Annotated in this window: 25 protein-coding genes; 12 read left to right on the top strand and 13 right to left on the bottom strand. The window is 68.8% G+C overall.

Annotated features, from left to right (window positions below):
* Nucleotides 1-38: 38 nt before the first annotated feature.
* A complete protein-coding gene (locus ACTWPT_RS09685; RefSeq protein WP_443176930.1) occupies nt 39-890 on the top strand; it encodes an oxygenase MpaB family protein in 852 nt (283 codons plus the stop codon).
* Nucleotides 891-904: 14 nt separating this feature from the next.
* Here ACTWPT_RS09685 and ACTWPT_RS09680 read toward each other — a convergent pair whose 3' ends face one another.
* The 5 genes from ACTWPT_RS09680 to ACTWPT_RS09660 form a co-directional block, all read right to left on the bottom strand.
* Nucleotides 905-1,645, bottom strand: coding sequence for a helix-turn-helix transcriptional regulator (locus ACTWPT_RS09680; protein WP_443176929.1), 741 nt, complete (start codon nt 1,643-1,645; stop codon nt 905-907).
* A complete protein-coding gene (locus ACTWPT_RS09675) occupies nt 1,642-2,445 on the bottom strand; it encodes a DUF4097 family beta strand repeat-containing protein (RefSeq protein WP_443176928.1) in 804 nt (267 codons plus the stop codon). Before ACTWPT_RS09675 ends, ACTWPT_RS09680 begins: the two co-directional genes overlap by 4 nt.
* A gap of 90 nt (nt 2,446-2,535) precedes the next feature.
* Complete coding sequence (locus ACTWPT_RS09670; RefSeq protein ID WP_305916790.1) at nt 2,536-2,715, bottom strand: DUF6104 family protein; 180 nt, start codon at nt 2,713-2,715, stop codon at nt 2,536-2,538.
* Between the two features lie 286 nt (nt 2,716-3,001).
* Nucleotides 3,002-6,640, bottom strand: coding sequence for a multifunctional oxoglutarate decarboxylase/oxoglutarate dehydrogenase thiamine pyrophosphate-binding subunit/dihydrolipoyllysine-residue succinyltransferase subunit (locus tag ACTWPT_RS09665; RefSeq protein WP_443176927.1), 3,639 nt, complete (start codon nt 6,638-6,640; stop codon nt 3,002-3,004).
* 204 nt (nt 6,641-6,844) lie between these two features.
* Nucleotides 6,845-7,489: a B3/B4 domain-containing protein gene (locus ACTWPT_RS09660; RefSeq protein WP_443176926.1), complete on the bottom strand. Its 645-nt coding sequence runs from the start codon at nt 7,487-7,489 to the stop codon at nt 6,845-6,847.
* A 66-nt stretch (nt 7,490-7,555) separates the two neighbouring features.
* Between ACTWPT_RS09660 and ACTWPT_RS09655 the strand changes: the two genes are divergently transcribed.
* Together ACTWPT_RS09655 and ACTWPT_RS09650 are read left to right on the top strand one after the other, a co-directional pair.
* A complete protein-coding gene (locus tag ACTWPT_RS09655; RefSeq protein WP_443176925.1) occupies nt 7,556-8,122 on the top strand; it encodes a helix-turn-helix domain-containing protein in 567 nt (188 codons plus the stop codon).
* Nucleotides 8,119-9,417 (top strand): MFS transporter, encoded by a 1,299-nt coding sequence (locus ACTWPT_RS09650; RefSeq protein WP_443176924.1) that lies wholly within the window; start codon nt 8,119-8,121, stop codon nt 9,415-9,417. Before ACTWPT_RS09655 ends, ACTWPT_RS09650 begins: the two co-directional genes overlap by 4 nt.
* A 10-nt stretch (nt 9,418-9,427) precedes the next feature.
* Here the strand turns inward: ACTWPT_RS09650 and ACTWPT_RS09645 are convergent, their stop codons facing one another.
* The gene (locus ACTWPT_RS09645; protein WP_443176923.1) at nt 9,428-10,351 is read right to left on the bottom strand and encodes a glutathione S-transferase family protein; all 924 of its coding nucleotides are present in this window, start codon (nt 10,349-10,351) and stop codon (nt 9,428-9,430) included.
* 46 nt (nt 10,352-10,397) lie between these two features.
* On the opposite strand from ACTWPT_RS09645, the gene ACTWPT_RS09640 reads away from it, so the two are divergent.
* The 8 genes from ACTWPT_RS09640 to ACTWPT_RS09605 all read left to right on the top strand — a co-directional run bounded on the left by ACTWPT_RS09640 (nt 10,398) and on the right by ACTWPT_RS09605 (nt 19,529).
* Nucleotides 10,398-11,462 carry an MBL fold metallo-hydrolase gene (locus ACTWPT_RS09640; RefSeq protein WP_443176922.1) on the top strand — a complete coding sequence of 355 codons (1,065 nt, stop codon included), beginning with the start codon at nt 10,398-10,400 and terminating at the stop codon, nt 11,460-11,462.
* A 58-nt stretch (nt 11,463-11,520) separates the two neighbouring features.
* The gene (locus ACTWPT_RS09635) at nt 11,521-12,393 is read left to right on the top strand and encodes an SDR family oxidoreductase (protein WP_443176921.1); all 873 of its coding nucleotides are present in this window, start codon (nt 11,521-11,523) and stop codon (nt 12,391-12,393) included.
* A gap of 253 nt (nt 12,394-12,646) precedes the next feature.
* Nucleotides 12,647-13,804 (top strand): ROK family transcriptional regulator, encoded by a 1,158-nt coding sequence (locus ACTWPT_RS09630; RefSeq protein ID WP_443176920.1) that lies wholly within the window; start codon nt 12,647-12,649, stop codon nt 13,802-13,804.
* Between the two features lie 16 nt (nt 13,805-13,820).
* A complete protein-coding gene (locus ACTWPT_RS09625; RefSeq protein ID WP_443176919.1) occupies nt 13,821-15,305 on the top strand; it encodes a sugar ABC transporter ATP-binding protein in 1,485 nt (494 codons plus the stop codon).
* A gap of 74 nt (nt 15,306-15,379) precedes the next feature.
* Nucleotides 15,380-16,309: an ABC transporter permease gene (locus ACTWPT_RS09620; RefSeq protein WP_443176918.1), complete on the top strand. Its 930-nt coding sequence runs from the start codon at nt 15,380-15,382 to the stop codon at nt 16,307-16,309.
* Nucleotides 16,306-17,352, top strand: a complete 1,047-nt coding sequence (locus ACTWPT_RS09615; RefSeq protein WP_443176917.1) for an ABC transporter substrate-binding protein — start codon at nt 16,306-16,308, stop codon at nt 17,350-17,352. The genes ACTWPT_RS09620 and ACTWPT_RS09615 overlap by 4 nt, the downstream gene beginning before the upstream one ends.
* Nucleotides 17,353-17,363: 11 nt before the next feature.
* The gene (locus ACTWPT_RS09610; protein WP_443176916.1) at nt 17,364-18,521 is read left to right on the top strand and encodes a Gfo/Idh/MocA family protein; all 1,158 of its coding nucleotides are present in this window, start codon (nt 17,364-17,366) and stop codon (nt 18,519-18,521) included.
* Nucleotides 18,522-18,524: 3 nt separating this feature from the next.
* On the top strand, nt 18,525-19,529 hold the full coding sequence (locus tag ACTWPT_RS09605) for a sugar phosphate isomerase/epimerase family protein (protein ID WP_443176915.1): 1,005 nt from the start codon (nt 18,525-18,527) through the stop codon (nt 19,527-19,529).
* Between the two features lie 69 nt (nt 19,530-19,598).
* Here the strand turns inward: ACTWPT_RS09605 and ACTWPT_RS09600 are convergent, their stop codons facing one another.
* From ACTWPT_RS09600 to ACTWPT_RS09590, 3 genes are read right to left on the bottom strand one after another with little or no spacing between them, the layout of a single operon-like run.
* Nucleotides 19,599-20,687: a Zn-dependent alcohol dehydrogenase gene (locus ACTWPT_RS09600; RefSeq protein WP_443176914.1), complete on the bottom strand. Its 1,089-nt coding sequence runs from the start codon at nt 20,685-20,687 to the stop codon at nt 19,599-19,601.
* Between the two features lie 54 nt (nt 20,688-20,741).
* A complete protein-coding gene (locus tag ACTWPT_RS09595) occupies nt 20,742-20,933 on the bottom strand; it encodes a ferredoxin (RefSeq protein WP_305916774.1) in 192 nt (63 codons plus the stop codon).
* The gene (locus ACTWPT_RS09590) at nt 20,930-21,382 is read right to left on the bottom strand and encodes a pyridoxamine 5'-phosphate oxidase family protein (protein ID WP_443176913.1); all 453 of its coding nucleotides are present in this window, start codon (nt 21,380-21,382) and stop codon (nt 20,930-20,932) included. The genes ACTWPT_RS09595 and ACTWPT_RS09590 overlap by 4 nt, the downstream gene beginning before the upstream one ends.
* Before the next feature lie 79 nt (nt 21,383-21,461).
* Here ACTWPT_RS09590 and ACTWPT_RS09585 point away from each other — a divergent pair, with 79 nt between their 5' ends.
* Complete coding sequence (locus ACTWPT_RS09585) at nt 21,462-22,100, top strand: class I SAM-dependent methyltransferase (RefSeq protein WP_443176912.1); 639 nt, start codon at nt 21,462-21,464, stop codon at nt 22,098-22,100.
* Nucleotides 22,101-22,279: 179 nt separating this feature from the next.
* Here the strand turns inward: ACTWPT_RS09585 and ACTWPT_RS09580 are convergent, their stop codons facing one another.
* From ACTWPT_RS09580 to ACTWPT_RS09565, 4 genes are all read right to left on the bottom strand, one after another.
* The gene (locus ACTWPT_RS09580; RefSeq protein ID WP_443176911.1) at nt 22,280-23,266 is read right to left on the bottom strand and encodes a DUF1702 family protein; all 987 of its coding nucleotides are present in this window, start codon (nt 23,264-23,266) and stop codon (nt 22,280-22,282) included.
* 118 nt (nt 23,267-23,384) lie between these two features.
* On the bottom strand, nt 23,385-24,434 hold the full coding sequence (locus ACTWPT_RS09575) for a prenyltransferase (RefSeq protein ID WP_443176910.1): 1,050 nt from the start codon (nt 24,432-24,434) through the stop codon (nt 23,385-23,387).
* Complete coding sequence (locus tag ACTWPT_RS09570) at nt 24,431-25,141, bottom strand: class I SAM-dependent methyltransferase (RefSeq protein ID WP_443176909.1); 711 nt, start codon at nt 25,139-25,141, stop codon at nt 24,431-24,433. Before ACTWPT_RS09570 ends, ACTWPT_RS09575 begins: the two co-directional genes overlap by 4 nt.
* Nucleotides 25,141-26,388, bottom strand: coding sequence for a glycosyltransferase family 4 protein (locus tag ACTWPT_RS09565; protein ID WP_443176908.1), 1,248 nt, complete (start codon nt 26,386-26,388; stop codon nt 25,141-25,143). The genes ACTWPT_RS09570 and ACTWPT_RS09565 overlap by 1 nt, the downstream gene beginning before the upstream one ends.
* Between the last annotated feature and the right edge of the window lie 178 nt (nt 26,389-26,566).

The following is a 26,566-nucleotide window of genomic DNA, read 5'->3' as shown; positions in this document are numbered from 1 at the left end:
AAGGAAAGTGAGGTTGTATCAACCGGGAGGCCGCCATCATGGACGTTGAGCCCTTCGGCCCGGGTTCGATGCATTGGGACACCGCGGGCGAATATCGAAATCTGCTGGTCGCCGGTAGCGCGCTGGTGCTGCAGACCATGCATCCGGCGGTCGGCGCGGCCGTGGCCGAGCACTCCACGTACAAGGACGACCCGTGGGGGCGGCTCACCCGCACGCTCGAGTCCGTACAGAAGTGGGTGTACGCCGACGGGCCGGCCGAGGGGGAGCGGCTCCGGAGGGTGCACCGCACGATCGGCGGCGTGGACGAGCAGGGCCGGCCCTACCATGCGCTGAACGGCGAGGCATGGGCGTGGGTGCACCTGTCGTTGTTCGAGCGCTTCATCGCGCTCAACCGCTACTTTGCCACGCCCTTCAGCGTTGCGCAGGAACGCCGGTTCTACGCCGAGTCGCGGCAGCTCGGCGCCATCCTGAAGGTCCCCGAGCGGGAGATGCCCGCCGACCTGGACGCGTTCTGGCGGTACTTCGACGACATGGTGGCCGACCGGCTGGAGGCGCACCCGACCGCGCTGGAGGTGTTGTCGGTCCTGCGCGGCACCCCGGCGCCTCCTGGGCTCCCCAGGCCGCTACGCCGGCTGTGGACGCCCGTGGGGGTGGGGTCGGGCGAGTTCAACCACTTCGTGACCGTCGGCACCCTGCCGCCGGCCGTACGCGCGAAGCTGGGGCTGCGGTGGACGGCCCGGGAGGAGCGGCGGCTGCGGCATCTCGGGCACGCGGTGGCGGTGCTGACGCCGCGCCTGCCCGAACGCCTCCGCTACATGCCGATCGCCTACCACGCGCGCAAGACCGCACGGACCTCCCGCCGCCTCGAGCGCCAGCTCCGCTCCGCGTAGCGCGCGGGGTCAGGTCAGGACTCCAGGATGTCGCGGATCCGGCGACTCGCGTCGTCGAGCGCCGTACGCAGCTCGACCATCTTCTCCGGGGTCAGCCGGGCCTGTGACGCCTCCTGGCGCTGCTGGGCGACGAAGTCGGCCAGCAGCTCGCCCAGCGCGGCGTCGAGATCGGCCCGGCTGGGCGCCTCGCCCCCGAGTGTGGCCCAGATCTCCGTCCAGATCCTGCGCCACTCGCCGGCCAGCCGCTCGCCCTGCCCCTGCCACTGGTAGGCGTGCTCCGTCCACTGCCGCTTCTGCTGCTCCCGCAGCCGCTTGAGGTCCTCTTTCTGCTGCTCCCTGAGCCGCCTGGTGTCGTCCCGCGCGCCGGTGCGCACGTCCTTGGCCATCCGCGTCAGCTCGTCGCGCAGGGACTTGACCGTGTCGCGGACGTCCTCCTTGACCTCGCGGGCGATGTCGCGTACCGAGGCGGAGATCTCCTGCTCCAGATCGTCGAGCTCGTCGAGGCGGGCGTTCAGCTCCTCGCGGCCCTTGTCGGTGATCGAGAACACCTTCTTGCCCTCGACCACCTCATGCGTCACCAGGCCCTCCTCCTCCAGGCGGGCCAGGCGCGGGTAGATCGTGCCGGGGGAGGGCGAGTAGACGCCGAGGAAGCGGTCCTGGAGCAGCCTGATCACCTCGTAACCGTGGCGCGGGCTCTCCTCCAGCAGCTTGAGCAGGTACAGCCGGAGCCGGCCGTGACCGAATACAGGGCTCATTCCTTCTCTCCCTTGAGCAGCGCGACCTCGCCGGAGACCGTGATCGCCGACACCGAGGCCATGCCGCCGCCCAGCCGCCCTGACATCGTTTTGGTGCCTGGGCTGCTCGTGTTGAACAATTCCTCGAATGTGCTCACTAGCCTGCCGGACGTGGACCGCACTCTGACGTCCGCGTCCGCGCTCTCCGGCAGTCTGACCAGGATGTCACCGGAGACGCTGTTGAGCGTGACATGACCCGTGGGTCGCAGCGCCAGATCCGCGGTGATGCGGCCGGAGACGGTGTTCGCCTTCAGCCGGCGCGGCGTGCCGTCGGCGACGGTCAGGTCCCCCGAAACGCTCTTGAACGCCAGATCGCCGTCCATCGCCCGGCTTTCGACCGGGCCCGAGACGGTCGTGGCGCTGACGTCGCCGCTGACCCCGTCCAACACGATCTCCGCGCTCACGCTTCTCACCTGGGTCATCTTCTCGAATCCGGCCACCACGGCGGGCGCGGACACCACCCCGGCGTTGACGCTGCAGCCCTTCGGCACGGTGATCGTCAGGACCGTCCTGCGCCGGTCGCGCCGCAGCCAGCCGAGCAGGCCGTCCCAGGTGAGGTCCTTGTACGCGACCGAGAGCTCCCTGGCGTCCTCGTCATAGGTCACCATCAGCGGCGAGGCCGACTCGAACTCGGCCACCTCGAGGGTGGGCGGACCCTCGCTGGCGAGCACGGCCAGCCGCCCGGCGACGATGCGCACGTCGAGCGACTCCACTGGGCCGAACGTCAGCTGTTCCGGTGCCTCGATCGTCCACTGCTGCATGATCCCCGCCCTTCCGGCGACACATCTCGATGTAAGACACGATATGTCGCGTCTAGCCAAAACTCAAGATGTATCGCGTCTATTGCGGGGTTACTCGTCGTCCTCGTCGTCGAGCCGCGCCAGCCACGTGGCCAGGCGCTCGACCGGGATCTCGAACTCGGGGTTGAGGTCCACGAACTCGCGCAGCCGCTCACCCAGCCACAGCAGGCTGACCTCCTCCTCGCCCCGCCGTTCGACGAGTTCCTCGATCCCCCGATCGGTGAAGTACATCGTTCTCCATTCAGTCCGTACGCAACCGTGACGCCAGGTCGCCGACCGGAACCCAGGCATCGGCGCGCCCTCGTCTGACTTTAGTGAGTAGCCCACGATGCTCCAGCTCGCGCAGGTCGGTGCTGGCCGTCTGGAGCACGATTTGGTGGCCGGCGGCATGGGAAGCCACGGTGTACTCGGCTCTGGGCTGGTGGGCGGCGTGCCGTCCTCGAACCAAAATTGGCAGTTGTCAGCAGCCAATTAGCTGCTGACAACTGCCAATTTGGCAGTAGGTCGGCCGGCTCGGTCAGCCGAACAGCTGGTGGAGGATCTCCTCCAGCTCGGTGTCATGGCCGTGGTGCGAGCCCGTCGCCGGCGAGCTGTTGGGCGTGCGCGACACCCGCCGCACCGGCCGGCCGGCCAGCGCCTGCGGGTCCTCGGCCAGCTTCAGCGTCAGGTACGGCCACGGCCCCATGTTGCCCGGCTCGTCCTGTGCCCACACCAGCTCCACCTGCGCGCCGTACCGGCCCAGCTCGGCGACCAGCTCCTCGGCCGGGAACGGGTAGAGCCGCTCCAGCCGGACGAGGGCGACGTCGTCGCGGCCCGTCTTGTCACGCTGCGCGGCTAGCTCGTAGTAGAGCTTGCCGGAGGTGAGGACGACCTTGGTCACCTTGGCCGGGTCGACGGTGGTGTCGCCGAGGACCGGCTGGAAGGTGCCTGAGGTGAAGTCGGACGCCTTGGAGGTGGCCGCCTTGTGGCGCAGCAGCCACTTCGGCGTGAAGACCACCAGCGGCTTGTGCCGGTTGGACTCCACCTGCCAGCGCAGCAGGTGGAAGTAGTTGGCCGGCGTGGTGGGCTGCGCGACCGTCATGTTGTCGAGCGCGCAGACCTGCAGGAACCGCTCGATGCGGGCCGAGGAGTGGTCGGGGCCCTGGCCCTCGAAGCCGTGCGGCAGCAGCAGCACGACCGAGGACTTCTGCCCCCACTTCTGCTCGCCCGACGAGATGAACTCGTCGATGATCGTCTGGGCGCCGTTGACGAAGTCGCCGAACTGCGCCTCCCAGGCCACCAGGGCGTCCGGGCGGACGACGCTGTAGCCGTACTCGAAGCCCAGTGCCGCGAACTCGCTGAGCAGCGAGTCGTAGACGTAGAACTTCGAGGTGCCCTGGTTGAACGCCTTGAGCGGCGTGTGGTCGGCGCCGGTCATCCGGTCCACCAGCACGGCGTGGCGCTGGGTGAACGTGCCGCGCCGCGAGTCCTGGCCGACCAGGCGCACCGGGTGCCCGTCCATCAGCAGTGAGCCGAACGCCAGCGTCTCGCCCATCGCCCAGTCGATCGCGTCCTGCTCGACCATCTGGCCACGGCGCTGCAGCACCGGCGCCAGGCGCGGGTGCGGCGTGAAGCCGTCGGGCAGGTTGAGCTGGGTGTCGACGATGCGCTTGAGCGTCTCGTCGCTGATCGCGGTCGGCGTGTCGTCGTGCGACCACTTGACGACCTCGGTCGGGGGCACCCGCATCGCGGCCGCCTCCGCCGGCTTCTTGGCCGCCTCGCGGACCTCGGTGAACGCCTGCTCCAGCTTGGCCTGGTAGTCGCGCAGCGCCTGCTCGGCCTCCTCGACCGTGATGTCGCCCCGGCCGATCAGCGCCTCGGTATAGAGCTTGCGGGTCGAGCGCTTGGCGTCGATGAGGTCGTACATCAGCGGCTGGGTGAAGGCCGGGTTGTCGCCCTCGTTGTGGCCGCGGCGGCGGTAGCAGATGAGGTCGATGACGACGTCCTTGCGGAACGCCTGCCGGTATTCGTAGGCCAGCTGGCCCACGCGGACCACCTGCTCGGGGTCGTCGCCGTTGACGTGGAAGATCGGAGCCTGGATCATCCGCGCCACGTCGGTGGCGTACACCGACGAGCGGGACGAGGCGGGCGAGGTCGTGAAGCCGACCTGGTTGTTGACCACCACGTGCACGGTGCCGCCGGTGCGGTAGCCGCGCAGCTGCGACAGGTTGAGCGTCTCGGCCACGACGCCCTGGCCGGCGAAGGCCGCGTCACCGTGGATGAGCACGGGCAGGACGGTGAAGCCCTCCTCGCCACGCTCGATGAGGTCCTGCTTGGCGCGGACGACACCCTCCAGCACCGGGTCGACCGCCTCCAGGTGGGAGGGGTTGGCGACCACGGAGGCGGCGATCGTGTTGCCACTGGGCGCCGTGAACGTTCCAGTGGCGCCGAGGTGGTACTTCACGTCACCGGAGCCGTGCGCGGTGCGCGGGTCGATGTTGCCCTCGAACTCGCCGAAGATCTGGGCGTAGGACTTGCCCACGATGTTGGCCAGCACGTTGAGCCGGCCGCGGTGGGCCATGCCGATGACGACCTCGTCGAGCTGCTCGTCCGCGGCGTCGCTGAGGACGGAGTCGAGCAGCGGGATGAGGGACTCGCCGCCCTCCAGCGAGAAGCGCTTCTGGCCGACGAACTTCGTCTGCAGGAACGTCTCGAACGCCTCGGCGGTGTTGAGCCGCGACAGGATGTTGAGCTGCTCGTCGCGCTCGGGTGAGGCGTGCGCCTTCTCCACCCGCGCCTGGATCCAGGCCCGCTCCTCGGGGTTCTGGATGTGCATGTACTCGATGCCGACCGTGCGGCAGTAGGAGTCACGCAGCACGCCCAGGATGTCGCGCAGCTTCATCAGCGGCTTGCCGCCGAAGCCGCCGGTGGCGAACTCGCGCTCCAGGTCCCACAGCGTCAGCCCGTGCGACTGGATGTCGAGGTCGGGGTGCTTGCGCTGCTTGTACTCCAGCGGGTCGGTCTCGGCCATCAGGTGGCCGCGCACGCGGTAGGCGTGGATCAGCTCGATCACGCGAGCGGACTTGGCCACGTCGTCGTCGTGGGTGGCGGAGATGTCCTGGACCCAGCGGACCGGCTCGTACGGGATCCGCAGCGCCTCGAAGATCTCGTCGTAGAAGCCGTCCTCGCCCAGCAGCAGCCGGTGGATCTGGCGCAGGAAGTCGCCCGACTGGGCGCCCTGGATGATCCGGTGGTCGTAGGTGCTGGTCAGCGTCATGACCTTGGAGACGGCCAGCCGCGACAGCGTGTCGGGGGAGGCTCCTTGGTATTCCGCCGGGTATTCCATCGCGCCGACGCCGATGATCGTGCCCTGACCGGGCATCAGGCGGGGCACGGAGTGTACGGTGCCGATGGTGCCGGGGTTGGTCAGCGAGATCGTGGTGCCGGCGAAGTCGTCGACGCCCAGCTTGCCGGCGCGGGCCTTGCGGACGACGTCCTCATAGGCCATCCAGAACTGCCGGAAGTCCATCGCCTCCGCGCCCTTGATCGAGGGCACGAGGAGCTGGCGCTCGCCGTTGCTCTTCTGCACGTCGATCGCCAGGCCGATGCCCACGTGAGCGGGCTTGACCAGCGTCGGCTTGCCTTCGACCTCCGCGTAGGAGTAGTTCATCTCCGGCATGGCCCGCAACGCCTTGACGATCGCGAAGCCGATCAGGTGCGTGAAGGAGACCTTGCCGCCGCGACCCCGCTTGAGGTGATTGTTGATCACAATGCGGTTGTCGATGAGCAGCTTCGCCGGGATGGCACGCACGCTCGTCGCAGTAGGCACCGACAGCGACAGGTCCATGTTGCTCGCCGTGCGGGCCGCGGCGCCGCGCAGCTTGACCTCTTCGGCATCCTTGGGCACCGGAGTGGCCGGCTGCTTCGGCTTCTCGGCCGCCGGTGGCGCCTTGGGGGGCGCCGGGGTGGGAGCGGGGGCGGTCACAGTGCCGTTCGCCGCTTCTTTGACCGGGGTACGGCCCGGTCCGTAATCAGGGTTGTAGTCAGCGAAAAAGTTCCACCAGGCCTTGTCGACCGACTCGGGGTCCTGGAGGTACTTCTGATACAGCTCGTCGACAAGCCACTCGTTCTGACCAAAGCTTGCCAGCGGGTTTGTCCGCGACGACTCAGACGACACGGCGGAAATCGCCCTCTTCCGCAGATCGGCGTTGATGTTAGAGAACCTGTCCAAGGCTACTCGCCCGAACTGGCAGCGTGCGCCGGGGTACCCGTGCCGCCTCGCACGATCCTCTCAAGACCAGGCAAAGAGGTCACGACCCCCTCGTCAATCCGGGTGGTGCCGCGTTTATTGCTGTTTGGTATCAACACTAGGACATCGGGTTTATTTCGCGCTGGACAGCAATCTGCTTGTGATCCGCACCTCAGGGGAGAGCTGGGACAGAAGATCGGTGAGCTCCTCGCCGGCCTCCTTGAGCTCCTCCAGCGACATCGGCTCCAGCCGCTCCAGCAGGAAGATCGCGTTCGTGGTCTCCTCGGTGAGGCGAGTGCGCACCACCTGGCGCCAGTTCCACCGGCGGCAGGTGACGCCGACGTCGTCGCGCCAGATCACCTCGCCTGGCTCCGGCTGCCCGAGGGCCTCCTCCGATGCCTCGTCGCCGGTGGCCCTGACCAGTCGCGCCGGGCCGACGTAGTGGTCGAGGTCCTCGCCGCCGATCGGCAGCGCGTGCTTCACGCTGATCGAGTTGTACGCGTCCACGGCCCGGTTGATCTCCGGCAGCGGCATGCGCCGGGTGAGGGCGTCGACCGAGGGCCTGGTCCGCTGCGGCTTGGCCCCGAACGCACGGTAGGCGTCCTTCCACGCGTCGATCTTCACGGTCTGCACCTCCAGGTCGGAGGCCGCCGCCAGCCAGGCACGGGAACGGTCGTCGGTCGGCCCGTTGTGCAGCCCGTGCGCGGTCATGATCAGCACCGCGAAGTCCGGACGTAGTTCGAAGACGGCGTCGTCCACCCAGATGTCATCAAGCATGAGGCTCAGCTTACCGTCCGCAAAATTCCATTTGCAAAATTGTCTTTGCGGTCTAGGGTGGGGCTTGTGGAGGAGCAATACAAGATCAGCGATCCGCAGGTGCTGAAGGTGGTCGCCCACCCGTTGCGGGTGCGCCTGCTCGGCCTGCTGCGCACCGACGGCCCGGCCACAGCCAGCGAGCTGGGCCGCAAGGTCGGCGAGAGCTCCGGCTCGACCAGCTATCACCTGCGCGAGCTGTTCAAATACGGCTTCATCGAGGAGGACGCCGAGCAGCGCGACGGTCGCGAGCGGCGCTGGCGCTCCCGCCACCGTTACACCTCGTGGGACGCCGTCGAGATGTCCGGCACCGCCGAAGGGCGCGAGGCCGTCAGGATCATGCATCTGCGCCAGGTCGAGATGGTCGGGCGGGTGATGGAGGAGTTCGACCTCGCCGACTGGCCCCGCGAGTGGGTGGACGCGTCAGGGATGAGCGACCACATCCTCCACATGCCGCCGGCCGCGCTGCGCGAGTTCCACGACAAGGCCGAGGCGCTGCTGCTCGACTTGGCCGCCCGATACGCCGACGACCCCGAGTCCAGGCTGGTTCATGTCTGGATGGGGTCCGTCCCGCGCACACGACAGGAGGACCCATGACCGCTCGTTCGGCGTTACGCCGCTACCTGCTCGTCAGCTCCCTGACCTGGTTGCCCATCGGGCTCATGATGGCCTCCATGGTGCTGCTGCTGACCGAGAGAGGTCTGAGCCTGGCCCAGATCGGCCTGGTGGTGACCGTGTTCTCGATTGTGACGATCGGTCTGGAACTGCCCACCGGCGGGCTGGCCGACGTCGTGGGGCGGCGTGTGGTGCTGGCCGCCTCCGCCGCGTTCCTCACCGCGGCTCTCGTGCTCATGAGCGTGGCCACGACGTTCTGGATGTTCCTGGTGAGCGGCGTGCTCAAGGGTGTCGCCAGGGCGTTGTCCAGCGGACCCGCCACCTCCTGGTACGTCGACACGCTGCACCGCATCGAAGGCCCAGGCGCCGACCTCAAGCCTGGACTGGCCCGAGGCGGCGCGGTGGAATCGGTGGCGCTGTGCGCCGGTGTGCTCGTCGGCGGCGGCCTGCCGCTCGTGGTGCCGCCGACGCTGGTGTTCCCCTTGGCGGCGCCGAGCCTGCTGGGTGCGCTGGCGGCGGCGGGTCTGCTGGTCGTGGTGCTCCTGGCGCTGCCCGAGCCGCCCCACGACCGCAGGTCTCTTCGCGGGGTGCTGCGTGAGGTGCCCACCACGGTCGTCTCCGGCGTGCGGCTGGCGGCCCGAGGCCCTGTGCTGCGCCGCATCATGCTCGCGTCGGCCGGCTGCGGCGTGATGCTCATGTCCATCGAGTTGCTCACCCCGGGGCGTTTGGCCGAACTGGCCGGCACGGCCGAGCGCGGCACGACGGCCTATGCCGTGGTCGCCGCGCTCGGGTTCGCCGGCAGCGCCACGGGCAGCACACTCGCGCCCCGCGTGGCACGGCTGGCCGGCGGCTCGGCCAGGGGCGCGATCGCGGGTGTCGTCCTGGCCGCACTATCGGTCGGCGCGCTGGCCGCGACGGCCGGGCTCGGCGGGGCTGCCGGGCTGCTGACGGCCGGGGTTGCCTACGTCCTGCTGTTCGTCGGGCACTCCGCGGCAGGACTGCTGTGCCTGGAGATGACGCACAACGCGGTCACGGCCGCCGAGCGCACCACCGTGAGCTCGACGGTCTCGCTGTCCCTGCAGTCCGGCGGGATCCTGGCCAACCTGACGCTCGCCACCCTGGCCGCACAGGCAGGCGTGGCCGCCTCCTGGGCCGTCGCCGCGACCGTGATGCTGGCCTCGGCCCTGCTGTTCGTCCGGATGCCCGCGGCTACTGTGTTGAATGGTCGCGCTCACTTGGCCCTCGCTGGTCACGCGAGCTCCCGCTCTCGGGCCTGAACGTTCGCCGCTACTGTGTTGAATGGTCGCGCTCACTTGGCCCTCGCTGGTCACGCGAGCTACCGCTCTCGGGCCTGAACGTTCGCCGCTCCGGTCTCCAGTCGAGTTCCGGCCCCACTGGCACGATCCGGGTCGGATTGATGTTCGGCTGGGTCATGTAGTAATGGCGCTTGATGTGGTCGAAGTCGGTGGTCTCGCGGAAGGCCGGGATGGCATAGAGCCTGCGCGCGTACGCCCACAACGCCGGATAGTCGGTCAACCGCCTGACCGAGCACTTGAAGTGCGCGTAGTAGACGCTGTCGAACCTGGCCAGCGTCGTGTAAAGGCGCACGTCGCTGTCGGTGAGGGTGTCGAAGAGGTAGTCCGACTCCGCCAGGCGCACCTCGAGGAAGTCGAGCGTGGTGAAGACCCGCGCCACCGCCTCCTCGTACGCCTGCTGGTCACGGGCGAAGCCCGCCTCGTACACCGCGTTGTTGAGGCCGTGGTAGAGGCGGTCGTTCATGATGTCGATGTCGGGGCACAGGCGCTCGGGATAGAGGTTGGGGACGGTGCCCCATGACATCTCCAGATCGAGCGTGATCTGCGGGAAGTCGTTGGTGACGATGCGTTTGTCCCTGGTGTCCCAGATGCAGGGGACGGTGTAGCGGCCCGTGTAGCCGGGGTCGGTCGCGTGGTAGAGCTCCGACAGGTACTCCGGGTCGCCATCGGGGATGCGCCAGCCCTTCTCGTCCCTGATGGGGTCGACGATCGTGACGTGCAGCAGGTCCTCCAGGCCCAGCAGTTTCCGTACGATCAGCACGCGTTGCGCCCAGGGGCAGGCGTAGGAGGCGTAGACCCGATACCGGCCCGGTTCTGGAGGGCCGAGCCGTTCCGTGAAGTGGTTCGGCTGCCGGACGAAGCGGCCATCGCCTGAGATCTCGCGGCTCAGCTTCATGACTCCCAGTAGAACACGGTTCGGATCCAGAACTATATTCGGGCCTGTGTCGAAATTCGTGGTGACGCCTGCCAGCGAGGCGCAGCGGGAAGCGTGGACCGGCGGGACGATCCCAGGAGTCGAGAGGGTACGCCCGGGACTGTGGTCCATCCCGGTGCCGATCCCGATCAACCCCCTGCGGTACGTCCTGGTCTACGCCCTGGAACTGCCCGGCGGCGTGGCCGTCATCGACGCCGGATGGAACACCGACGAGGCGTACGACGCGCTCGTCGCCGGCCTCGGCGTGGCCGGGTACACCATCACCGACGTCCAGGCCGTGCTCGTCACCCACATCCATCCCGATCACTACGGCCTGGCCGGGCGCGTCCGCGAGGCGTCGGGCGCCTGGATCGGCCTGCACCCGGCCGACGCCCGCCTGGTCCGCGAGCGTTACGACGACGAGGCCATCGACTCCCTGGTCCAGCGCGAGCGGGCGCTGCTGGCCCGCTGCGGGGTGCCGCCGCTGACGCTGGACGAGCTGGCCGGCGCGTCCATGATGATCAGGCACATGGTCGCGATGGCCGTGCCCGACCGGCTGGTCGAGGACGGAGACGAGCTCGCGTTGCCCGGCTGGGACCTGCGGGCGATCTGGACGCCCGGCCACTCGCCGGGGCATCTGTGCTTCGTCTCGCCCGAGCGCAGGCTGCTGTTCTCCGGCGACCACGTGCTGGCCAAGATCACGCCGATCGTGGCCGTGCACCCGCAGTCCGGGCCGAACCCGCTGGCCGACTATCTCGACGCGCTGGCCGCCGTGCGCAAGCTGGACGTCGAGGAGGTGCTGCCCGCACACGAGTACCGGTTCCTGGAGCTGGCCGAGCGGGTCGACCACGTCCTGGCCCACCACGATGGGCGACTGGCCGAGATCGAGCGGGTCGTCGCCGCCGGCGACGGCGTGACGTGCTGGGACGTGGCGACCCGGCTGAGCTGGTCGCGGCCGTGGGAGACGATCCCGCCGTTCATGCGGCGCGCGGCCAACAACGAGACCCTGGCCCATCTGGTCTGGCTGGCGGCCAAGGGGCGCGTGGTGCGGATTCCCGGCGATCCGGAATCGTGGCGCACCGCTGATCGGTGACCCGGGCCGGGTTATGGTAATTCGTACTAGAACGTTGTTCTCCTGCGTTGGAGGTTCGATGCTTCGGTTCGATGACAGGGTCGCGATCGTCACAGGGGCCGGGCATGGTCTCGGCAGGGCGCACGCCCTCCTGCTGGCCGAGCGGGGCGCCAAGGTCGTGGTCAACGACCTCGGGGGCGCGCTCGACGGCACGGGCGCCTCTACCGGGCCCGCCGCCGAGGTGGCTGAGCTCATCACGAAGAACGGCGGGCAGGCCGTCGCCAACGCCGACAACGTCGCCACGCCCGACGGCGCCAGGGCCATCGTGCAGGCCGCGGTGGACGCGTTCGGCACGGTCGACATCGTCGTCAACAACGCGGGCATCCTGCGGGACAAGTCGTTCGGGAAGATGGCGGTCGAGGAGTTCGACGCCGTCATGGCGGTGCACGTACGCGGGTCCTACCTGGTCAGCCAGGCCGCCTACCCGATCATGAAGGCGGCCGGCTACGGGCGCGTGGTCAACACCTCAAGCCCGGCCGGGCTGTTCGGCAACTTCGGCCAGGCCAACTACTCCACGGCCAAGATGGGCCTGGTCGGGCTGACCAAGACGCTCGGGATCGAGGGCGCCCGTAACGGCATCAAGGCCAACGCCATCGCGCCTGTGGCCTGGACCAGGATGACCGAGTCGCTGCTGCCGGCCGAGTTCGAGGCCAAGTTCACGCCGGAGCGGGTGAGTGCGCTGGTGGCGTACCTGGTGCACGAGTCGTGCGAGGTCAGCGGCGAGGTGTTCACCGTCGGCGGGGGCCGGGTGGCGCGGGTGTTCGTCGCCGAGGGGCCGGGCTGGAAGGACGACGACGTCACGCCCGAGTCGATCGCGGGCAACTGGGAGTCGATCATGGCCGAGCAGCCGTATGTGCTGACGGCCGGCGACTCGATGAAGGCGATGATCTAACGCCCAGCCCCGCCCGCCGGTCGGCGCCCGCTGCCCGGCGCCGGTCGAAGGCGCCGGCCTGAACGAGCCATCTCGAGCGCGCCGATCCCGAACGCGCCGGTTCCCGTCGCAGGTGGGGGCCGGCGCTCGCGTTTGAGGACAGATCCCGAAATATCCCGGTAGAACGGTCTTTGTTCGATCTTCGGCGGAAGTTGGCGGAGTTTGGTCGATTCTCACTCTTGATTTGTCGCATCAGTGATCTTATTGTCGCGGCATGACCCCCCAGCCGGGCTCCGCCGGGGACGTACTGACGCTGATCAGCGCCGGTTCGGCGACGACCCGTTCCGATCTCGCGAGGCTCACCGGCCTGGCCAGGTCCACGATCTCGCAGCGCGTGGACGCGCTGATCGAGCGCGGCCTGGTCGAGGAGACCGAGAGCGGCGAGTCCACCGGCGGAAGGCCGCCGCGGCAGCTGCGCCTGCACACCGAGGACCACGCCTTCGCGGGCGTCGACCTGGGCGCCACCCACTGCCGGGTGGCGCTGATGGACATCTCGGGCAACGTGCTCGCCGAGTGCCAAGACTCGCTGCTGATCGGCGAGGGCCCCGAGAAGGTGCTCGCCCACGTGGACGAGCGGCTCGACCGGCTGCTCGGCCAGGCCAGGCGACCGCGGGCGGTGTTGCGCGCGGTCGGGATCGGGGTGCCGGGGCCGGTGGAGTTCGCCACCGGGCGGCCGAACAATCCGCCGATCATGCCGGGCTGGAACGACTACCCCGTCCCTGAGTACTTCGACGGCGTGAACGTGCTGGTCGACAACGACGTCAACGTGATGGCGCTGGGCGAGCACCGCAACGCCTTCCCCGGTATCAACCACCTGCTGTTCGTCAAGGTCGGCACGGGCATCGGCTGCGGCATCGTGGCCGACGGCAAGCTGCACAGGGGCGCCCAGGGCTCTGCCGGCGACATCGGGCACATCAGGGTCAGCGGCCACGAGGACGCCGGCTGCCGGTGCGGCAACAGTGCGTGCCTGGAGGCCGTGGCCGGCGGGGCGGCGATAGCCCGGCGGCTGAGCGAGCTGGGCCTGGCGGCCGAGACGGGCGCCGACGTCGTGGCGCTCGTGCAGTCGGGCAACACGCAGGCGCTGCGCCTGGTCAGGGAGGCGGGCCGGCTCATCGGTGAGGTGCTGGCCAGCCTGGTCAACTTCTTCAACCCCGAGGTCATCGTCATCGGCGGCGCGCTGTCGCGGGTGCACGAGCTCCTCCTGGCCGGCATCAGGGAGACGGTCTATCGCAGGTCGCTCCCGCTGGCTACGCACTATCTGTCGATCACGCCGAGCCGTACCGGGATCAACGCGGCCGCACTCGGGGCGGGGCTGCTCGCCATCGAGCACTACCTCTCACCGGACAACATCAACCGGATCGTCAACGCCTAGAGGAGTGGGACGTCCGATGCTGGTCATGAAGGGCATCGTCAAGCAGTTCCCCGGCGTGCGCGCGCTGGACGGCGTCGATCTGGACGTGCGGGCGGGCGAGGTGCACTGCCTGCTCGGCCAGAACGGCGCCGGCAAGTCCACCCTGATCAAAGTCCTGGCCGGCGTGCACCAGCCGGACGAGGGCACCATCGTCTTCAACGGCGAGCAGGTGCGGCCGAGCAGCCCGATCGACGCCATCAGGCTCGGCTTCGCCACCATCTACCAGGAGCTGGACCTGGTCGACGGGCTCAGCGTGGCGGAGAACATCTTCCTCGGCCACGAGCACGCCCGCTTCGGCTTCGTCAACCGGCCGGCGGCCAGGAAGGCCGCCCGCGACGTGCTGGAGCGGCTCGGCCACCCGGAGATCCGGCCCTCGACCGAGGTCGGGCGGTTATCGCCGGCGGCCAAGCAGGTCGTCTCGATGGCCAGGGCGCTCTCCCACGACGCCCGGCTGATCATCATGGACGAGCCCTCCGCCGCCCTCGCCCACGACGAGGTCGCCAACCTCTTCCGCATCATCCGCGAGCTCACCGCCCAAGGCGTGGCCGTGGTCTACATCTCGCACCGTCTGGAGGAGATCCGCGAGATCGGCGACCGGGTCACCGTGCTGAAGGACGGCCGGACGGTCGCCGTCGGCCTGGCGGCCCGCGACACCCCCACCACCCAGATCGTCTCCCTCATGACCGGCAGGAACGTCGAATACGTCTTCCCGCCCCGCGGAGGCCGCACGCTGGGGGAGGAGGTGCTCCGCGTCGAGGGCCTGACCGCGCCGGGCGTCTTCCGCGACGTGTCGTTCTCCGTGCGGGCGGGCGAGATCGTCGGGCTGGCCGGGCTGGTCGGCTCGGGACGCTCGGAGATCCTGGAAGCGGTGTACGGGGCGCGCCCCGCCGCCGGCCGCGTCCTGCTCGATGGGCAGCCGGTGCGCCGCGGCGTCGTCGGCACCGTCCGGCGCGGCATGGGCCTGGCTCCCGAGGAACGCAAGGCCCAGGCGCTGATCCTCGACCAGAGTGTTACCGCCAACATCACGCTGGGCACCCTGCCGGGGTTCGCGACATTCGGCTGGATCGACCGCAAACGCGAGCGGAGTGAGGCCAAGCGGCTGTCAGAAATGCTGGACATCCGCCCGCCTGACCCGGAACGCCCGATCAGGAATCTGTCGGGCGGCAACCAGCAGAAGGCCGTGCTCGCCCGCTGGCTGCTCGGCGGCCTCAAGCTGCTCCTGCTCGACGAGCCCACCAGAGGCGTGGACGTAGGCGCCAGGGCCGAGCTGTACGCGGTCATCCACGACCTGGCCGAGCGGGGCATCGGCGTGCTGCTGGTCTCCAGCGAGGTGCCGGAAGTACTGGGCCTGGCCGACCGGGTGCTGGTGCTGCGCGAGGGGACGGTCATCCACCAGGGTGACGCGGCGGATCTGGACGAGCATCACGTACTCGACATGATCATGAATGGGAGGGCGGCCTGATGAGTGAGCCCACAACGAAGCGGCCTCTCGCCGGATCGGCCGTAGCCTCGGTGAGCCGCTTCGGTCTTGGTGAGATGCGACATCTCGGCCTGCTGGCGGCGCTGGCGATCCTGGTGGTGGTCGGCCTGGTCACCAGGCCGGACAACTTCGCCACCGCGTCCAACCTGGTCAGCATCCTGTCGCTGGCCGCCACGATCGGCGTGATCACGGTCGGGGCCACGTTCGTGATCATCGGTGGTGGCATCGACCTGTCGGTGGGCGCGGTCATGGCGCTCGCCTCGGTCTGGGCCACCACCTTGGCCACGCAGTCGTACGGGCCCTGGGTCATGGTCATGTGCGCGATCCTCGTCGGCACCGGCGCGGGGCTGGTCAACGGGTTGCTGATCTCGTACGGACGATTGGTGCCGTTCATCGCCACGCTCGCCATGCTGGTGGCCGCCCGAGGGCTGGCGCAGCGCATGTCCGACCGCAAGACGCAGCTCATCCAGCCGGAGAACTCCGCCATCGTGGACCTGTCGACCCAGCGGTTGCTCGGTGTCCCGCTGCTGGTCTACATCTTCGCCCTGGTCGTGGTGCTGGGATGGATCATGCTCAACCGCACGACGTTCGGGCGGCGGACGTACGCGGTCGGGGGCAACCCCGAGGCGGCCAGGCTGGCCGGCATCGACGTACGCAGGCACACGATGCTGCTCTACGCCCTGTCCGGGCTGTGCTGCGGCATCGCCGCCGTCCTCATCATGGCGAGGACCACGACAGGCTCGTCCACGCACGGCGACCTGTACGAGCTCGACGCCATCGCCGCCGTGATCATCGGCGGCACGCTGCTCACCGGGGGCCGGGGGACGATCGTGGGCTCGATCCTGGGCCTGCTGATCTTCACCCTCATCACCAACCTGTTCATCCTCAACGGCCTCAACACCAGCGACCAGCTGATCGCCAAGGGCCTGATCATCGTCGTCGCCGTCCTTCTCCAGCGGCGAAACCTGAAGGAGAGAGCACCATGAGTGAGAACGTCGCGCGCAGGGGATTCCTCGTCGGCGGGGCCGTGCTCCTGACGGCCGGCTGCACCAGCAACGAGCCCGCGGCCACGCCCACCACCGCGGCCCCCGCGCCGGCCCCCGCGGCGAGCGGCAACGACCAGCCGGGTACGAAAGTCACCATCGGCTTCTCCGCGCCGGCCGCCGACCACGGGTGGATCGCGGCGATCGCGAAGAACGCCGAGGCCACCGCGAAGCAGTATTCCGACATCGACTTCAAGCCCGTCGAGCCCACCAACGACATCAACCAGCAGATCTCGGCCGTCGAGTCGTTAATCGCGGCCAAGGTCAACGCGCTGGTCATCCTGCCGAACGACGGTCAGCAACTGAACCAGGTCGCGCTGCAGGCCACGGAGGCGGGCATCCCGGTGATCAACCTCGACCGGATTTTCCCCGACAAATTGGCATATCGGACCTGGGTCGGCGGCGACAACTACGGCATGGGCGTCGCGGCCGGGCACTTCATCGGCAAGCAGCTCAAGGACAAGGGCGTGGCGAACCCCGTGATCGTCGAGATCCAGGGTATCGCCACCCTGCCGCTGACGCAGGACCGCACCAAGGGCTTTGCCGACGCGCTGAAGACGTACGGGTTCAGCGTCACGGCCAAGCAGGACGCCAAGTTCACGGTCGAGACCGGCAACCAGGTGGCCACGTCGCTGCTCCAGGCGCACAAGAAGATCGACGCGCTCTGGAACCACGACGACGACCAGGGCGTCGGCGTGCTCGCCGCGATCAGGGAGGCCAGCCGCGACGAGTTCATCATGGTCGGCGGGGCGGGCTCGCTCAACGCGATGAAGGAGATCCAGTCGGGCACATCGGTGCTGCAGGCCACCGTCACCTACAGCCCGACCATGGCCTCCTCAGCGATCAAACTGGCTCGCTTGATCGCGCAGGGGAAGGGCATGAGTGATCTGGTGGAAAACCAGGTGCCTCAGTCCATCACGCTCGCATCGGAGACCATCACCAAGGATAACGTCGAGAAGTACCTGGCACTCGGCTTCGAATCCTGATCGGGGGTTGCATGTCACACAAGACCACCATCGGCGTGGGAATGGTCGGCTACGCGTTCATGGGCCGCGTCCACTCACAGGCCTGGCGGAGCGTGGGGGCCTTCTTCGACCTGCCGCTCGCGCCGCGCATGGCGGTGCTGGCCGGCAGGTCGAAGGAGCGCACCGAGTCGGCCGCCGCGCAGCTCGGCTGGGCCGCCGTCGAGACGGACTGGAGGCAGCTGATCGAACGCGACGACGTGCAGATCGTCGACATCTGCACGCCCGGCGACTCGCACGCCGAGATCGCCATCGCCGCGCTGGCCGCCGGCAAGCACGTGATCTGTGAGAAGCCGCTGGCCAACACCGTCACCGAGGCCGAGGCCATGGTGCGGGCCGCAGCCGCGGCGCCGGCCTCGGTCAAGAGCATGGTGGCCTTCAACTACCGGCGGGTGCCCGCGGTCGCGCTCGCCCGCCGGTTCGTGGAGGAGGGCCGGCTCGGCGAGATCAGGCACGTGCGGGCGCAATACCTGCAGGACTGGATCGTCGATCCGGAGTTCCCGCTGGTGTGGCGGCTGCAGAAGGACAAGGCCGGGGCCGGGGCGCTCGGCGACATCGGCTCGCACATCGTGGACGCGGCCGAGTTCGTCACCGGGCAGCACATCGTGGGTGTGTCCGGGCTGATGGAGACCTTCATCAAGGAACGTCCGCTGGCGGGCGAGTCTGCCGGGCTGGGCGCCTCCCGTACGGACGCGACGGGGGAGGTCACCGTCGATGACGCCGCTTTGTTCTTCGGCCGGATGTCGGGCGGGGCGCTGGCCTCGTTCGAGGCCACGCGGTTCGCCTCCGGCCGCAAGAACGCCATGCGGATCGAGATCAACGGTCAGCTCGGCAGCCTGGCGTTCGACTTCGAGGCCATGAACGAGCTGTGGTTCAGCTCCGGCGGCGGCGGTTTCGAGCGGATCCTGGTCACCGAGCCCGATCATCCGTACGTGGGGGCCTGGTGGCCGCCTGGGCACGGACTCGGCTACGAGCACACCTTCACCCACGAGATCAAGGACTTCCTGGAGGCGATCGCCACCGGAACCGACCCGTCGCCGTCGTTCGCCGACGGTCTGCGGGTGCAGCGGGTGCTGGAGGCGGTCGAGCGCAGCGCGGCTGACGGCAGCCGCTACACGAACGTGGAGGATTGACCGATGCGACCAGTCACACTGTTCACCGGGCAGTGGGCCGACCTGCCGTTCGAGGAGGTGTGCCGGCTGGCGGCCGAATGGGGCTACGACGGGCTCGAGATCGCCTGCTCCGGCGACCACTTCGACGTGGCCCAGGCCATGGCGGACCCGTCGTACGTGGAGCAGAAGCACGCCCAGCTCGACAAGCACGGCCTCAAGGTATGGACGATCTCCAACCACCTTGTCGGCCAGGCCGTCTGCGACCACCCGATCGACGAGCGCCACAAGGGGATCCTGCCCGCGCGCATCTGGGGCGACGGCGAACCCGAAGGCGTGCGGCAGCGTGCCGCGGAGGAGATGAAGAACACCGCCAGGGCCGCGTCACTGCTGGGCGTGGACACGGTCGTGGGCTTCACCGGCTCGTCCATCTGGCACACGGTCGCCATGTTCCCGCCCGTGCCCGCCTCGGCGATCGACGCCGGCTACCAGGACTTCGCCGACCGCTGGAACCCCATCCTCGACGTCTTCGACGAGGTCGGTGTCCGCTTCGCGCACGAGGTTCACCCGAGCGAGATCGCCTACGACTACTACACGACCGTCCGGACCTTGGAGGCCATCGACCACCGGCTGGCGTTCGGCCTCAACTGGGACCCGTCGCACATGGTCTGGCAGGACCTGGACCCGGTGGGCTTCATCCTGGACTTCAAGGACCGCATCTACCACGTGGACTGCAAGGACACGCGCATGCGCGTCGGCGACGGCCGCCGCGGTCGCCTGTCCTCCCACCTGCCGTGGGCCGACATGCGCCGCGGCTGGGACTTCGTCTCGACCGGACGCGGCGACGTGCCGTGGGAGGACTGCTTCCGCGCCCTGAACTCGATCGGGTACGAAGGCCCGATCTCGATCGAGTGGGAGGACGCCGGCATGGACCGGCTGGACGGGGCGAAGGAGGCGCTGGGCTACATCCGCAAGCTCAACTCCATCACCCCGCCCACCACGGCCTTCGACGCCGCCTTCTCCACAACCTAGGGAGCCGCAAAGGAAGGCGCCGGAACGCTTGGTGTGCGTCCGGCGCCGTTCTTTGTCATCGGGTACGTCCTAGTCCATAAGGACGATCTGGCGAAGGACCTCTCCGCCCCGCAGCGCCTCGACCGCGTCGTTCAGGTCGGCGAGGCGGATACGGGCGCTGATCATCGATTCGAGGTCCAGCTTGCCGGCCTTGTAGAGCTTGGCGAAGTACGGGAAGTCGTGCCGTACGTCCGCCTCGCCGTACAGGCTGGACAGCAGGTTCTTGCCCTCGAACAGCAGGCTGAACGCCGAGATCGACACCATGTCGTCCATCGCGCCCGCGCCGACCACGATGACGTCGCCGCCCTGCCGGGTGATCTGCCACGCGTTCTGGATGGTGGCCGACTTGCCGACCACCTCGAAGCCGTAGTCGAAGCCCGAGCCGCCGGTGAGCTCGCTGAGCGCGTCCGGCACCTGCTCGGGCGTGACCGCGTGCGTCGCCCCTACCTTCTTGGCCAGCTCATGCTTGGACTCCAGTGGGTCCACCGCCAGGATGATCCGGGCGCCGGAGACGCGGGCGCCCTGGATGACCGACAGGCCCACGCCGCCGCAGCCGATCACCGCGGCCGTGGACCCCGGGCGTACCTTCGCGGTGTTGACCGCCGCGCCCACGCCGGTCGTGATGCCGCAGCCGATCAGGGCCGCCGCCTCCCACGACACGTCCGGGTCGATCTTGATCGCCCCCTGCCAGGGAACGACGATCTCCTCGGCCCACGTGCCGCAGCCCGCCATCCCGAACGCCGTCGCCCCGTCGCCCCCGAACCGGAAGTTGCCCTTGGTGAAGCCCTCGATGACGTACTTCAGGCACAGGTACGGCTGCCCGCCCAGGCACAGGTCGCACTCCTGGCAGGCCGGCCGCCAGTTGATCACCACGTGGTCGCCCGGCTGCAGGGAGGTGACGTGCTCACCGACCTCGACCACCTCTCCCGACCCCTCGTGGCCGGGGACGAGCGGAACGGGCTGCGGCAGCACGCCCGACATGGCCGACAGGTCCGAGTGGCAGACACCGGTGGCCTTGATCCGTACGCGAACGTCCGTCGGGCCCACCGGGGCGAGCGTGACGTCGTCACGGATCTCGAGCTTGTCGTTGCCTACGGCGTGCAGGATCGCGGCGCGCATGGGGGGTTCCTCCTCCGGCTCGAAGGCTGGGTCCTCGAGGGGGTCCTCGAGGGGCTATTCCTCGATGGACAGAGCGGCTTTGGGGCAGGACCTCACCGCGTGGCGGACGCGGTCCTGCAGCTCGGGGGGTGGTTCTGGAAGAAGGATGTGCAGCTGGTCGTCGTCGTCCACGTCGAACACCTCCGGCGCGAGCCCCATGCACACGGCGTTGGCCTCGCAGACCAGCTCGTCGACCTTGACCTTCATGACAGCCTCCTGTGGTCCCACGAGACCACTCTGGTGCGCTCGACGACGTACGCAACCCGCTTGCGCCCGGTCTGCTCCACGTACGGGCTCAGCAGCTCGTCCGGCACACCCGGAGTCATCCTGCGGGCGACCATCATCCCGATGGCCATGACGCCGTCGCGGTCCGCGATCGGCTCGGCCTTGCCGTACACCAGGACGCCGCGCAGCTGGTCGTAGTCGTCACCTGCCTCGATCAGGCAGCTTACCCGGGGGTCGCGGGCCAGGTTGCGGGCCTTCTGCGCCTTCGTGTAGGTCCAGAAGGCGATCCGCCCGGCGTCCAGGCCGTAGAACATGGTGACCAGGTGTGGCGTGCCATCCGGGTTGATGGTGGCCAGTTGCAGCTTGCGTGAGCTCTCCAGGAAGGCGACGACGTCGTCGTCCGACATCGCGATGCGAGCGCGCTGGTTCACGTGCCAAGTAGAACAGGTTCCAGAAGAGGGCTGCAAGAGTTCCCTGGAATGTTATTCGGTTCGGCTAGGGTTCACTCCTATGACGATGCCGTCGCAGCTGCTCTACGCAGCTAAGCATGCCAAGGGGTTCATGCCGGACGACGAGGGGCTGGCCCTGTTCGCGGCGGCCTGCCAGTACGGCGAACTCGGTCCCATCTGCGAGATCGGCACCTACTGCGGCAAGTCCGCGATCTACCTGGGCGCGGCGGCCAGGGAGACGCGTTCTGTGGTGGTCACAGTGGACCACCACCGCGGCTCCGAGGAGATCCAGCCGGGGTGGGCGCACCACGATCCGACGCTGGTGGACATCCGGTTCGGGAAGATGGACTCGCTGCCGACCTTCCGCGCCACGATCGCCGCGGCGGGTCTGGAGGACGAGGTGATCGCCGTCGTCGGCAATTCGGAACGGGTGGCCGGGCTCTGGAACACGCCGCTGGGCATGCTGTTCATCGACGGCGGCCACTCCGAGGAGCCGGTAACCCGCGACTACGAGGGCTGGGCACCGCACGTCATGGCGGGCGGGGCGCTGATCTTCCACGACGTCTACCCCGACCCCGCCGACGGCGGGCAGGCGCCATACCGGGTCTACCTGCGCGCACTGGAGTCGGGCGCATTCAAGGAGGTCCAGGTGCAGGGCTCGTTGCGCATCCTCGAACGCATCAAACCAGGCATCATCTAACGGGCACCCACACAACGCGCTGCCGCTGCTGGAGCCGGTCAAAGAACCAGCCACGGACCCGGTCAACATGGGCTCGCGTAACGGTGGGCAACTTGTGAAGGGTCAGAGGCCGTTTCCTGGAGGGCCATCAGCCGAAGTGCGGCGAGTGGCGAGCCACGGCAACGCGTAACAGATGGGCTTTAAGTCCGGGTCCAAGACTGGCGGGTTTGGGACTGCCAGGTGCGGAAGTCCTCGTGTGTACGAGCCTCGTGGCCGAGCGCGATGAGCGCTCGGTCGGTCCAGGCGGCCGCCTCCTCCGGCTCGGCCCCCGCCAGGATCGGCACGGCCTCCGCCGTGTGATCCGGCACCAGCCCCGACCGCAGCCGGGCGGCCACGGCGAAGGCGCACCCTTGCGCCAGATGAGCGCGGAACCCGTCGGCCCCGGCGTGCTCGGTCAGCCACCACAGCTCGTCGGCCTCGGCGCCGCCCGTGTACGCGGCCGCGAAACCGACCCCGCTCCACAGGTCGCCCCGCCGCACCGGGGGAAACCCTCCGATCCTGGCCGCGACATCGTCGGGCGAGGCGCAGTCGTGGTACCAGAGCAGCCGCCCCAGCCCCTGGTCGAACACGGCGCAGTGAGCTCGGCTGAAGAGGTCGGGCATGGTCCGGTCGCCGATCATGCGATCGGCCCTGGTCAGGCTCCACTGAAAGCCGAACCCGTCCACTGCCAGCCACCGCAGCAGCGGGTGGGCCTGCCGCGCGCCCCGCATGGGACGCAGGCGCACCAGCGCGTACCCGCGGCCCGCGCCGAGGTAGGCGGCGTGCCGATGGTGTTGGGCGGGGCCGGCAAGTAGCTCGTGAAGGCGCCGGCCCCGGGTCAAGGTGAGCAGATCGAGTACGGTGCAGGCGGCTGCCGCCCCCTCATAGCCGAAGGGCCGCTGCTCAGCCGGGATCTCCTCGACCTTCTCTACTTCTTTCGACATCACCGCGTTAAAACCGAAAATGTAGGACTTTTCGGCTCTCGCGAAGGCTGTCCGAGAAGGTCCATATCTGAGCCGGAACCTGCGCCGGCCCAGATCGGACTCCAGAGGATCCTTGATCAGGAACCTCCGCAGCCCCTTCGCCGGGGACAGTGTCGGCTCGGTTCCCGCCTGGTCCAAGAACGATGTTGTGCCCGTGTCGCCCACGCTTCCCCCGAAGACGCATCGTACGGCCACTACGAAGCTAGTGACCCCATTGCGCCCGTCATCGGCGACGCACCGGATTTCCCCGGCAAAGAACCGGCAAAAGCCCTTGCGGCGCCAATCAGTGGACCTGGGGGGGCAGCACCGGGGCCGAGCACCCGCACACGTCCGGGTCGAACACCGACGTCCCCGCGATGTCGCGGAACAGCCCGGCTCCGGGGGACGACTCCAGCAACGCGTCCGCCGCCAGGACCACGGCCGCGGCCGTGTAGCCGGAGCGCTCGTACGGGAAGTGCTTGCTGTTGGCGAACTGCCACCCCGTCCAGTACGAGCCGTCCTCGTGCCGCAGATGTTGCACGTCGGCGAAGAGCCGGACCGCCCGCTCCCGATCCCCGAGCGCGTCGAGCGCCAGCACCAGCTCGCACGTCTCGGCCCCGGTCACCCACGGCTGGTCGGACACGCACCTGATGCCGAGCCCCGGCACGACGAACGTGGCCCACTCCCGCTCCAGCAGCTCGAACGCCTGCTGCCCGCGTACCGCGCCGCCGAGCACCGGGTAGTACCAGTCCATCGAGAAGCGGCTCTTGTCGGCGAACGCCTCGGGATGCGCTCTCAGGACGTGCGCCAGCCGGTCGGCGGCCAGCTCCCAGTGCGGTTGCGGGTCGCCCAGGTGGTCGGCCAGCCGTACGCCGCAGCGCAGCCCCTGGTGGATCGAGGAGCAACCGGTGAGCAGCGCGTACGCGGCCGCCCTGCCCTGCGCGTCACGCTCCCAGACGATCTCGCCCCGCTCGGTCTGGAGCCCCGCCACGTAGTCGAGCGCGGCCTTGACCATGGGCCAGCTCTGCTCGGTGAGGCCCTGGTCGCCGGTGACGAGATGGTGGTGCCAGAGCCCGACGGCGATGTAGGCGGCGTGGTTGCTCTCGCCGCCCAGCTCCGCCGGGACGCCGTCGGCCAGCTTCATCGGCCAGGAGCCGTCGGCGCGCTGGTGCCGGGCCAGGTACGCGTACCCCCGCCGGACCGGCTCCTCGAGGCCCGCGACGGACATGGCCATCAGGCACTCGATGTGGTTCCACGCGTCGACGTGCCCTTCCGGCCATGGGACGCCGCCGTCCTCCTGCTGCATCGCCGCGATGCTCTCGGCCGTCCGCACGACCTCGGCGTGCGCGATCATGGCTTCCGGACGTACACGACCACGCTCTTGCCGATGATCGGATTGAGCACGGCCTCGGCGATCCTGGTCGCGGCGGGGCGCTTCATGATGTCCCAGACCAGCAGCTCGTGGTATGCCTTCGCGAGCGGATGGTCGTCGTTGTTGACCCCGACCGCGCATTTGATCCACCAGTAGGGGGCGTGCAGCCCGTGGGCGTGGTGGTGCGGTCCGATCTCGAAGCCGGTGGACTTCAGCTTGGCGGACAGCTCCGCCAGCGTGTAGATCCGCACGTGCCCCCCGGGGGCGGTGTGGTAGGCCTCGTCCAGCGCCCAGCAGATCCGCTCGGGCAGGAAGCTCGGGACGGTGATCGCGGCCGTGCCGCCGGGCTTGAGCACGCGGAAGATCTCCCGCATGGCGCTCATGTCGTCCGGGATGTGCTCCAGCACCTCGGCCGCGATGACCCGGTCGAAGCTGCCGTCCTCGAACGGCATGCCGAGCGCCGTGCCCTGGACGGTCTGGCCGCTGGCGCCCGGCGGCACCTCGCCGGCCTTGTCCATCGCCGCGAACATGCTCGCCACGTTGTCCAGCTCCGACTGGTCCATGTCGAACGCGATCACGTCCGCCCCGCGGCGCAGCACCTCGAAGGCGTGCCGGCCGCCCCCGCAGCCCAGGTCCAGCACGCGCGTGCCAGGGCCGACGGGAAGCCGGGCGAAGTCGACAGTCAGCACTATTTCTCCTTGTGGGCCTGGATGGCCTCGCGGTACGCCTCGACGGTCTTCTTGGCCACGACGTGCCAGGTGTAGCGCTCCATGACGCGGTCGTATCCCGCCTTGCCCACTCGCTCTCGCTCCTCGGGAGAGTCGTGCAGGCGGCGCAGCACCGCGGCCAGCTCCTCCGGGTCGCCCGGCGGCACCTGGACGGCCGCGTCGCCCACGACCTCGGGGAGCGCGCCCGTGCGGCTGGCCACCAAGGGCGTGCCGCAGGCCATGTGCTCGACGGCGGGAAGGGAGAAGCCCTCGTACAGCGAGGGCACGACCGAGATCTCCGAGGTGGCGATCAGCTCGCCCAGCTCCTCGTCGGTGATGCCGTGCACGAACCGCACCCGATCCTGCAGCGACAGCTCCTGCACGAGCTGCTCCGTGGGGCCGCCCGGGGTGGGCTTGCTGACGACGGTGAGCTGCACGTCGCGCTCGGTGGCCAGCTTGGCCACGGCGCGCAGGAGCGTCGCGACGCCCTTCATGGGGGAGTCGGCGCTGGCCACCGCCACGATCGAGCCCTTGCGCTTGGGCTTGTCGGGGCGCGGGTGGAAGTAGCGGGTGTCCACGCCGAGCGGGATCAGCCGCATGTTGGCCTGCGGGACGTTGAAGTCGCGGTGGATGTCGGCGAGAGACGACTCGCTGACGGTCAGGATCGGGCTGAGCCGGGGCGCGACGCGCGACTGCATCTTCACGAACCCGTACCAGCGCCGCATGGTCAGCCGCTTCGCGCCGGTGGCGGCCTCGAGTTCGATGCGCCGGTCCACGCTGATCGGGTGGTGGATGGTGCCGACCACGGGGAAGAGCTTCTGGATGCCGAGCAGGCCGTATCCGAGGGTCTGGTTGTCCTGCACGACGTCGAAGTCGCCCACTCGCTTCTTCAACTCGCGGTAGGCGCGCAGCGTGAACGTCAGCGGCTCGGGGAACCCGGCCGTCCACATCGTGCCGACTTCGAGCCAGTCGATCCAGTCGCGGTATTCGTGCAGCTTGGGCGTTCTGAACGGGTCCTCGTCGCGGTAGAGGTCGAGGCTGGGCACCTCGCGCAGGATGACGCCCTCGTCCAGCTCGGGGTAGGGCTGGCCGGAGAACACCTCGACGTGGTGCCCCAGCGCGACCAGCTCGCGGCTCAGGTGGCGGAGATAGACGCCCTGGCCACCACAGGTGGGCTTGCTGCGGTACGACAGCAGCGCGATCCGCAGCCTTCGCTCCGGCACGGACACCCCTTTCACCGCTGATTAGATCATGAATGATGACCTTAGCCCGAGAAGGCTACCATTCGGTAGGTCGCCTGGAATTGTTCACAATGCGTTCCACACGTGGTGCGAACTGCGACGTTGCTGTAACCGAGCGTGGTTCGGTGGAACAGGTTCTAGGGGGCTTGATGCTCTTTCCAGGTGC

The organism is Nonomuraea sp. 3N208 (assembly GCF_052245935.1).
Classification (GTDB): Bacteria; Actinomycetota; Actinomycetes; order Streptosporangiales; family Streptosporangiaceae; genus Nonomuraea.
The sequence above is the reverse complement of the archived record's forward strand: the minus strand, read 5'-3'. Positions and strand labels throughout refer to the sequence as shown.

Excerpts from the sequence above, each read along its gene's own strand:
- ACTWPT_RS09685 (WP_443176930.1), top strand. The coding sequence starts at position 39 with ATGGACGTTGAGCCCTTCGGCCCGGGTTCGATGCATTGGGACACCGCG.
- ACTWPT_RS09680 (WP_443176929.1), bottom strand. The coding sequence starts at position 1,645 with ATGAGCCCTGTATTCGGTCACGGCCGGCTCCGGCTGTACCTGCTCAAG.
- ACTWPT_RS09675 (WP_443176928.1), bottom strand. The coding sequence starts at position 2,445 with ATGCAGCAGTGGACGATCGAGGCACCGGAACAGCTGACGTTCGGCCCA.
- ACTWPT_RS09670 (WP_305916790.1), bottom strand. The coding sequence starts at position 2,715 with ATGTACTTCACCGATCGGGGGATCGAGGAACTCGTCGAACGGCGGGGC.
- ACTWPT_RS09660 (WP_443176926.1), bottom strand. The coding sequence starts at position 7,489 with ATGCTTGATGACATCTGGGTGGACGACGCCGTCTTCGAACTACGTCCG.
- ACTWPT_RS09650 (WP_443176924.1), top strand. The coding sequence starts at position 8,119 with ATGACCGCTCGTTCGGCGTTACGCCGCTACCTGCTCGTCAGCTCCCTG.
- ACTWPT_RS09645 (WP_443176923.1), bottom strand. The coding sequence starts at position 10,351 with ATGAAGCTGAGCCGCGAGATCTCAGGCGATGGCCGCTTCGTCCGGCAG.
- ACTWPT_RS09635 (WP_443176921.1), top strand. The coding sequence starts at position 11,521 with ATGCTTCGGTTCGATGACAGGGTCGCGATCGTCACAGGGGCCGGGCAT.
- ACTWPT_RS09630 (WP_443176920.1), top strand. The coding sequence starts at position 12,647 with ATGACCCCCCAGCCGGGCTCCGCCGGGGACGTACTGACGCTGATCAGC.
- ACTWPT_RS09625 (WP_443176919.1), top strand. The coding sequence starts at position 13,821 with ATGCTGGTCATGAAGGGCATCGTCAAGCAGTTCCCCGGCGTGCGCGCG.
- ACTWPT_RS09620 (WP_443176918.1), top strand. The coding sequence starts at position 15,380 with ATGCGACATCTCGGCCTGCTGGCGGCGCTGGCGATCCTGGTGGTGGTC.
- ACTWPT_RS09615 (WP_443176917.1), top strand. The coding sequence starts at position 16,306 with ATGAGTGAGAACGTCGCGCGCAGGGGATTCCTCGTCGGCGGGGCCGTG.
- ACTWPT_RS09610 (WP_443176916.1), top strand. The coding sequence starts at position 17,364 with ATGTCACACAAGACCACCATCGGCGTGGGAATGGTCGGCTACGCGTTC.
- ACTWPT_RS09605 (WP_443176915.1), top strand. The coding sequence starts at position 18,525 with ATGCGACCAGTCACACTGTTCACCGGGCAGTGGGCCGACCTGCCGTTC.
- ACTWPT_RS09600 (WP_443176914.1), bottom strand. The coding sequence starts at position 20,687 with ATGCGCGCCGCGATCCTGCACGCCGTAGGCAACGACAAGCTCGAGATC.
- ACTWPT_RS09595 (WP_305916774.1), bottom strand. The coding sequence starts at position 20,933 with ATGAAGGTCAAGGTCGACGAGCTGGTCTGCGAGGCCAACGCCGTGTGC.
- ACTWPT_RS09585 (WP_443176912.1), top strand. The coding sequence starts at position 21,462 with ATGACGATGCCGTCGCAGCTGCTCTACGCAGCTAAGCATGCCAAGGGG.
- ACTWPT_RS09575 (WP_443176910.1), bottom strand. The coding sequence starts at position 24,434 with ATGATCGCGCACGCCGAGGTCGTGCGGACGGCCGAGAGCATCGCGGCG.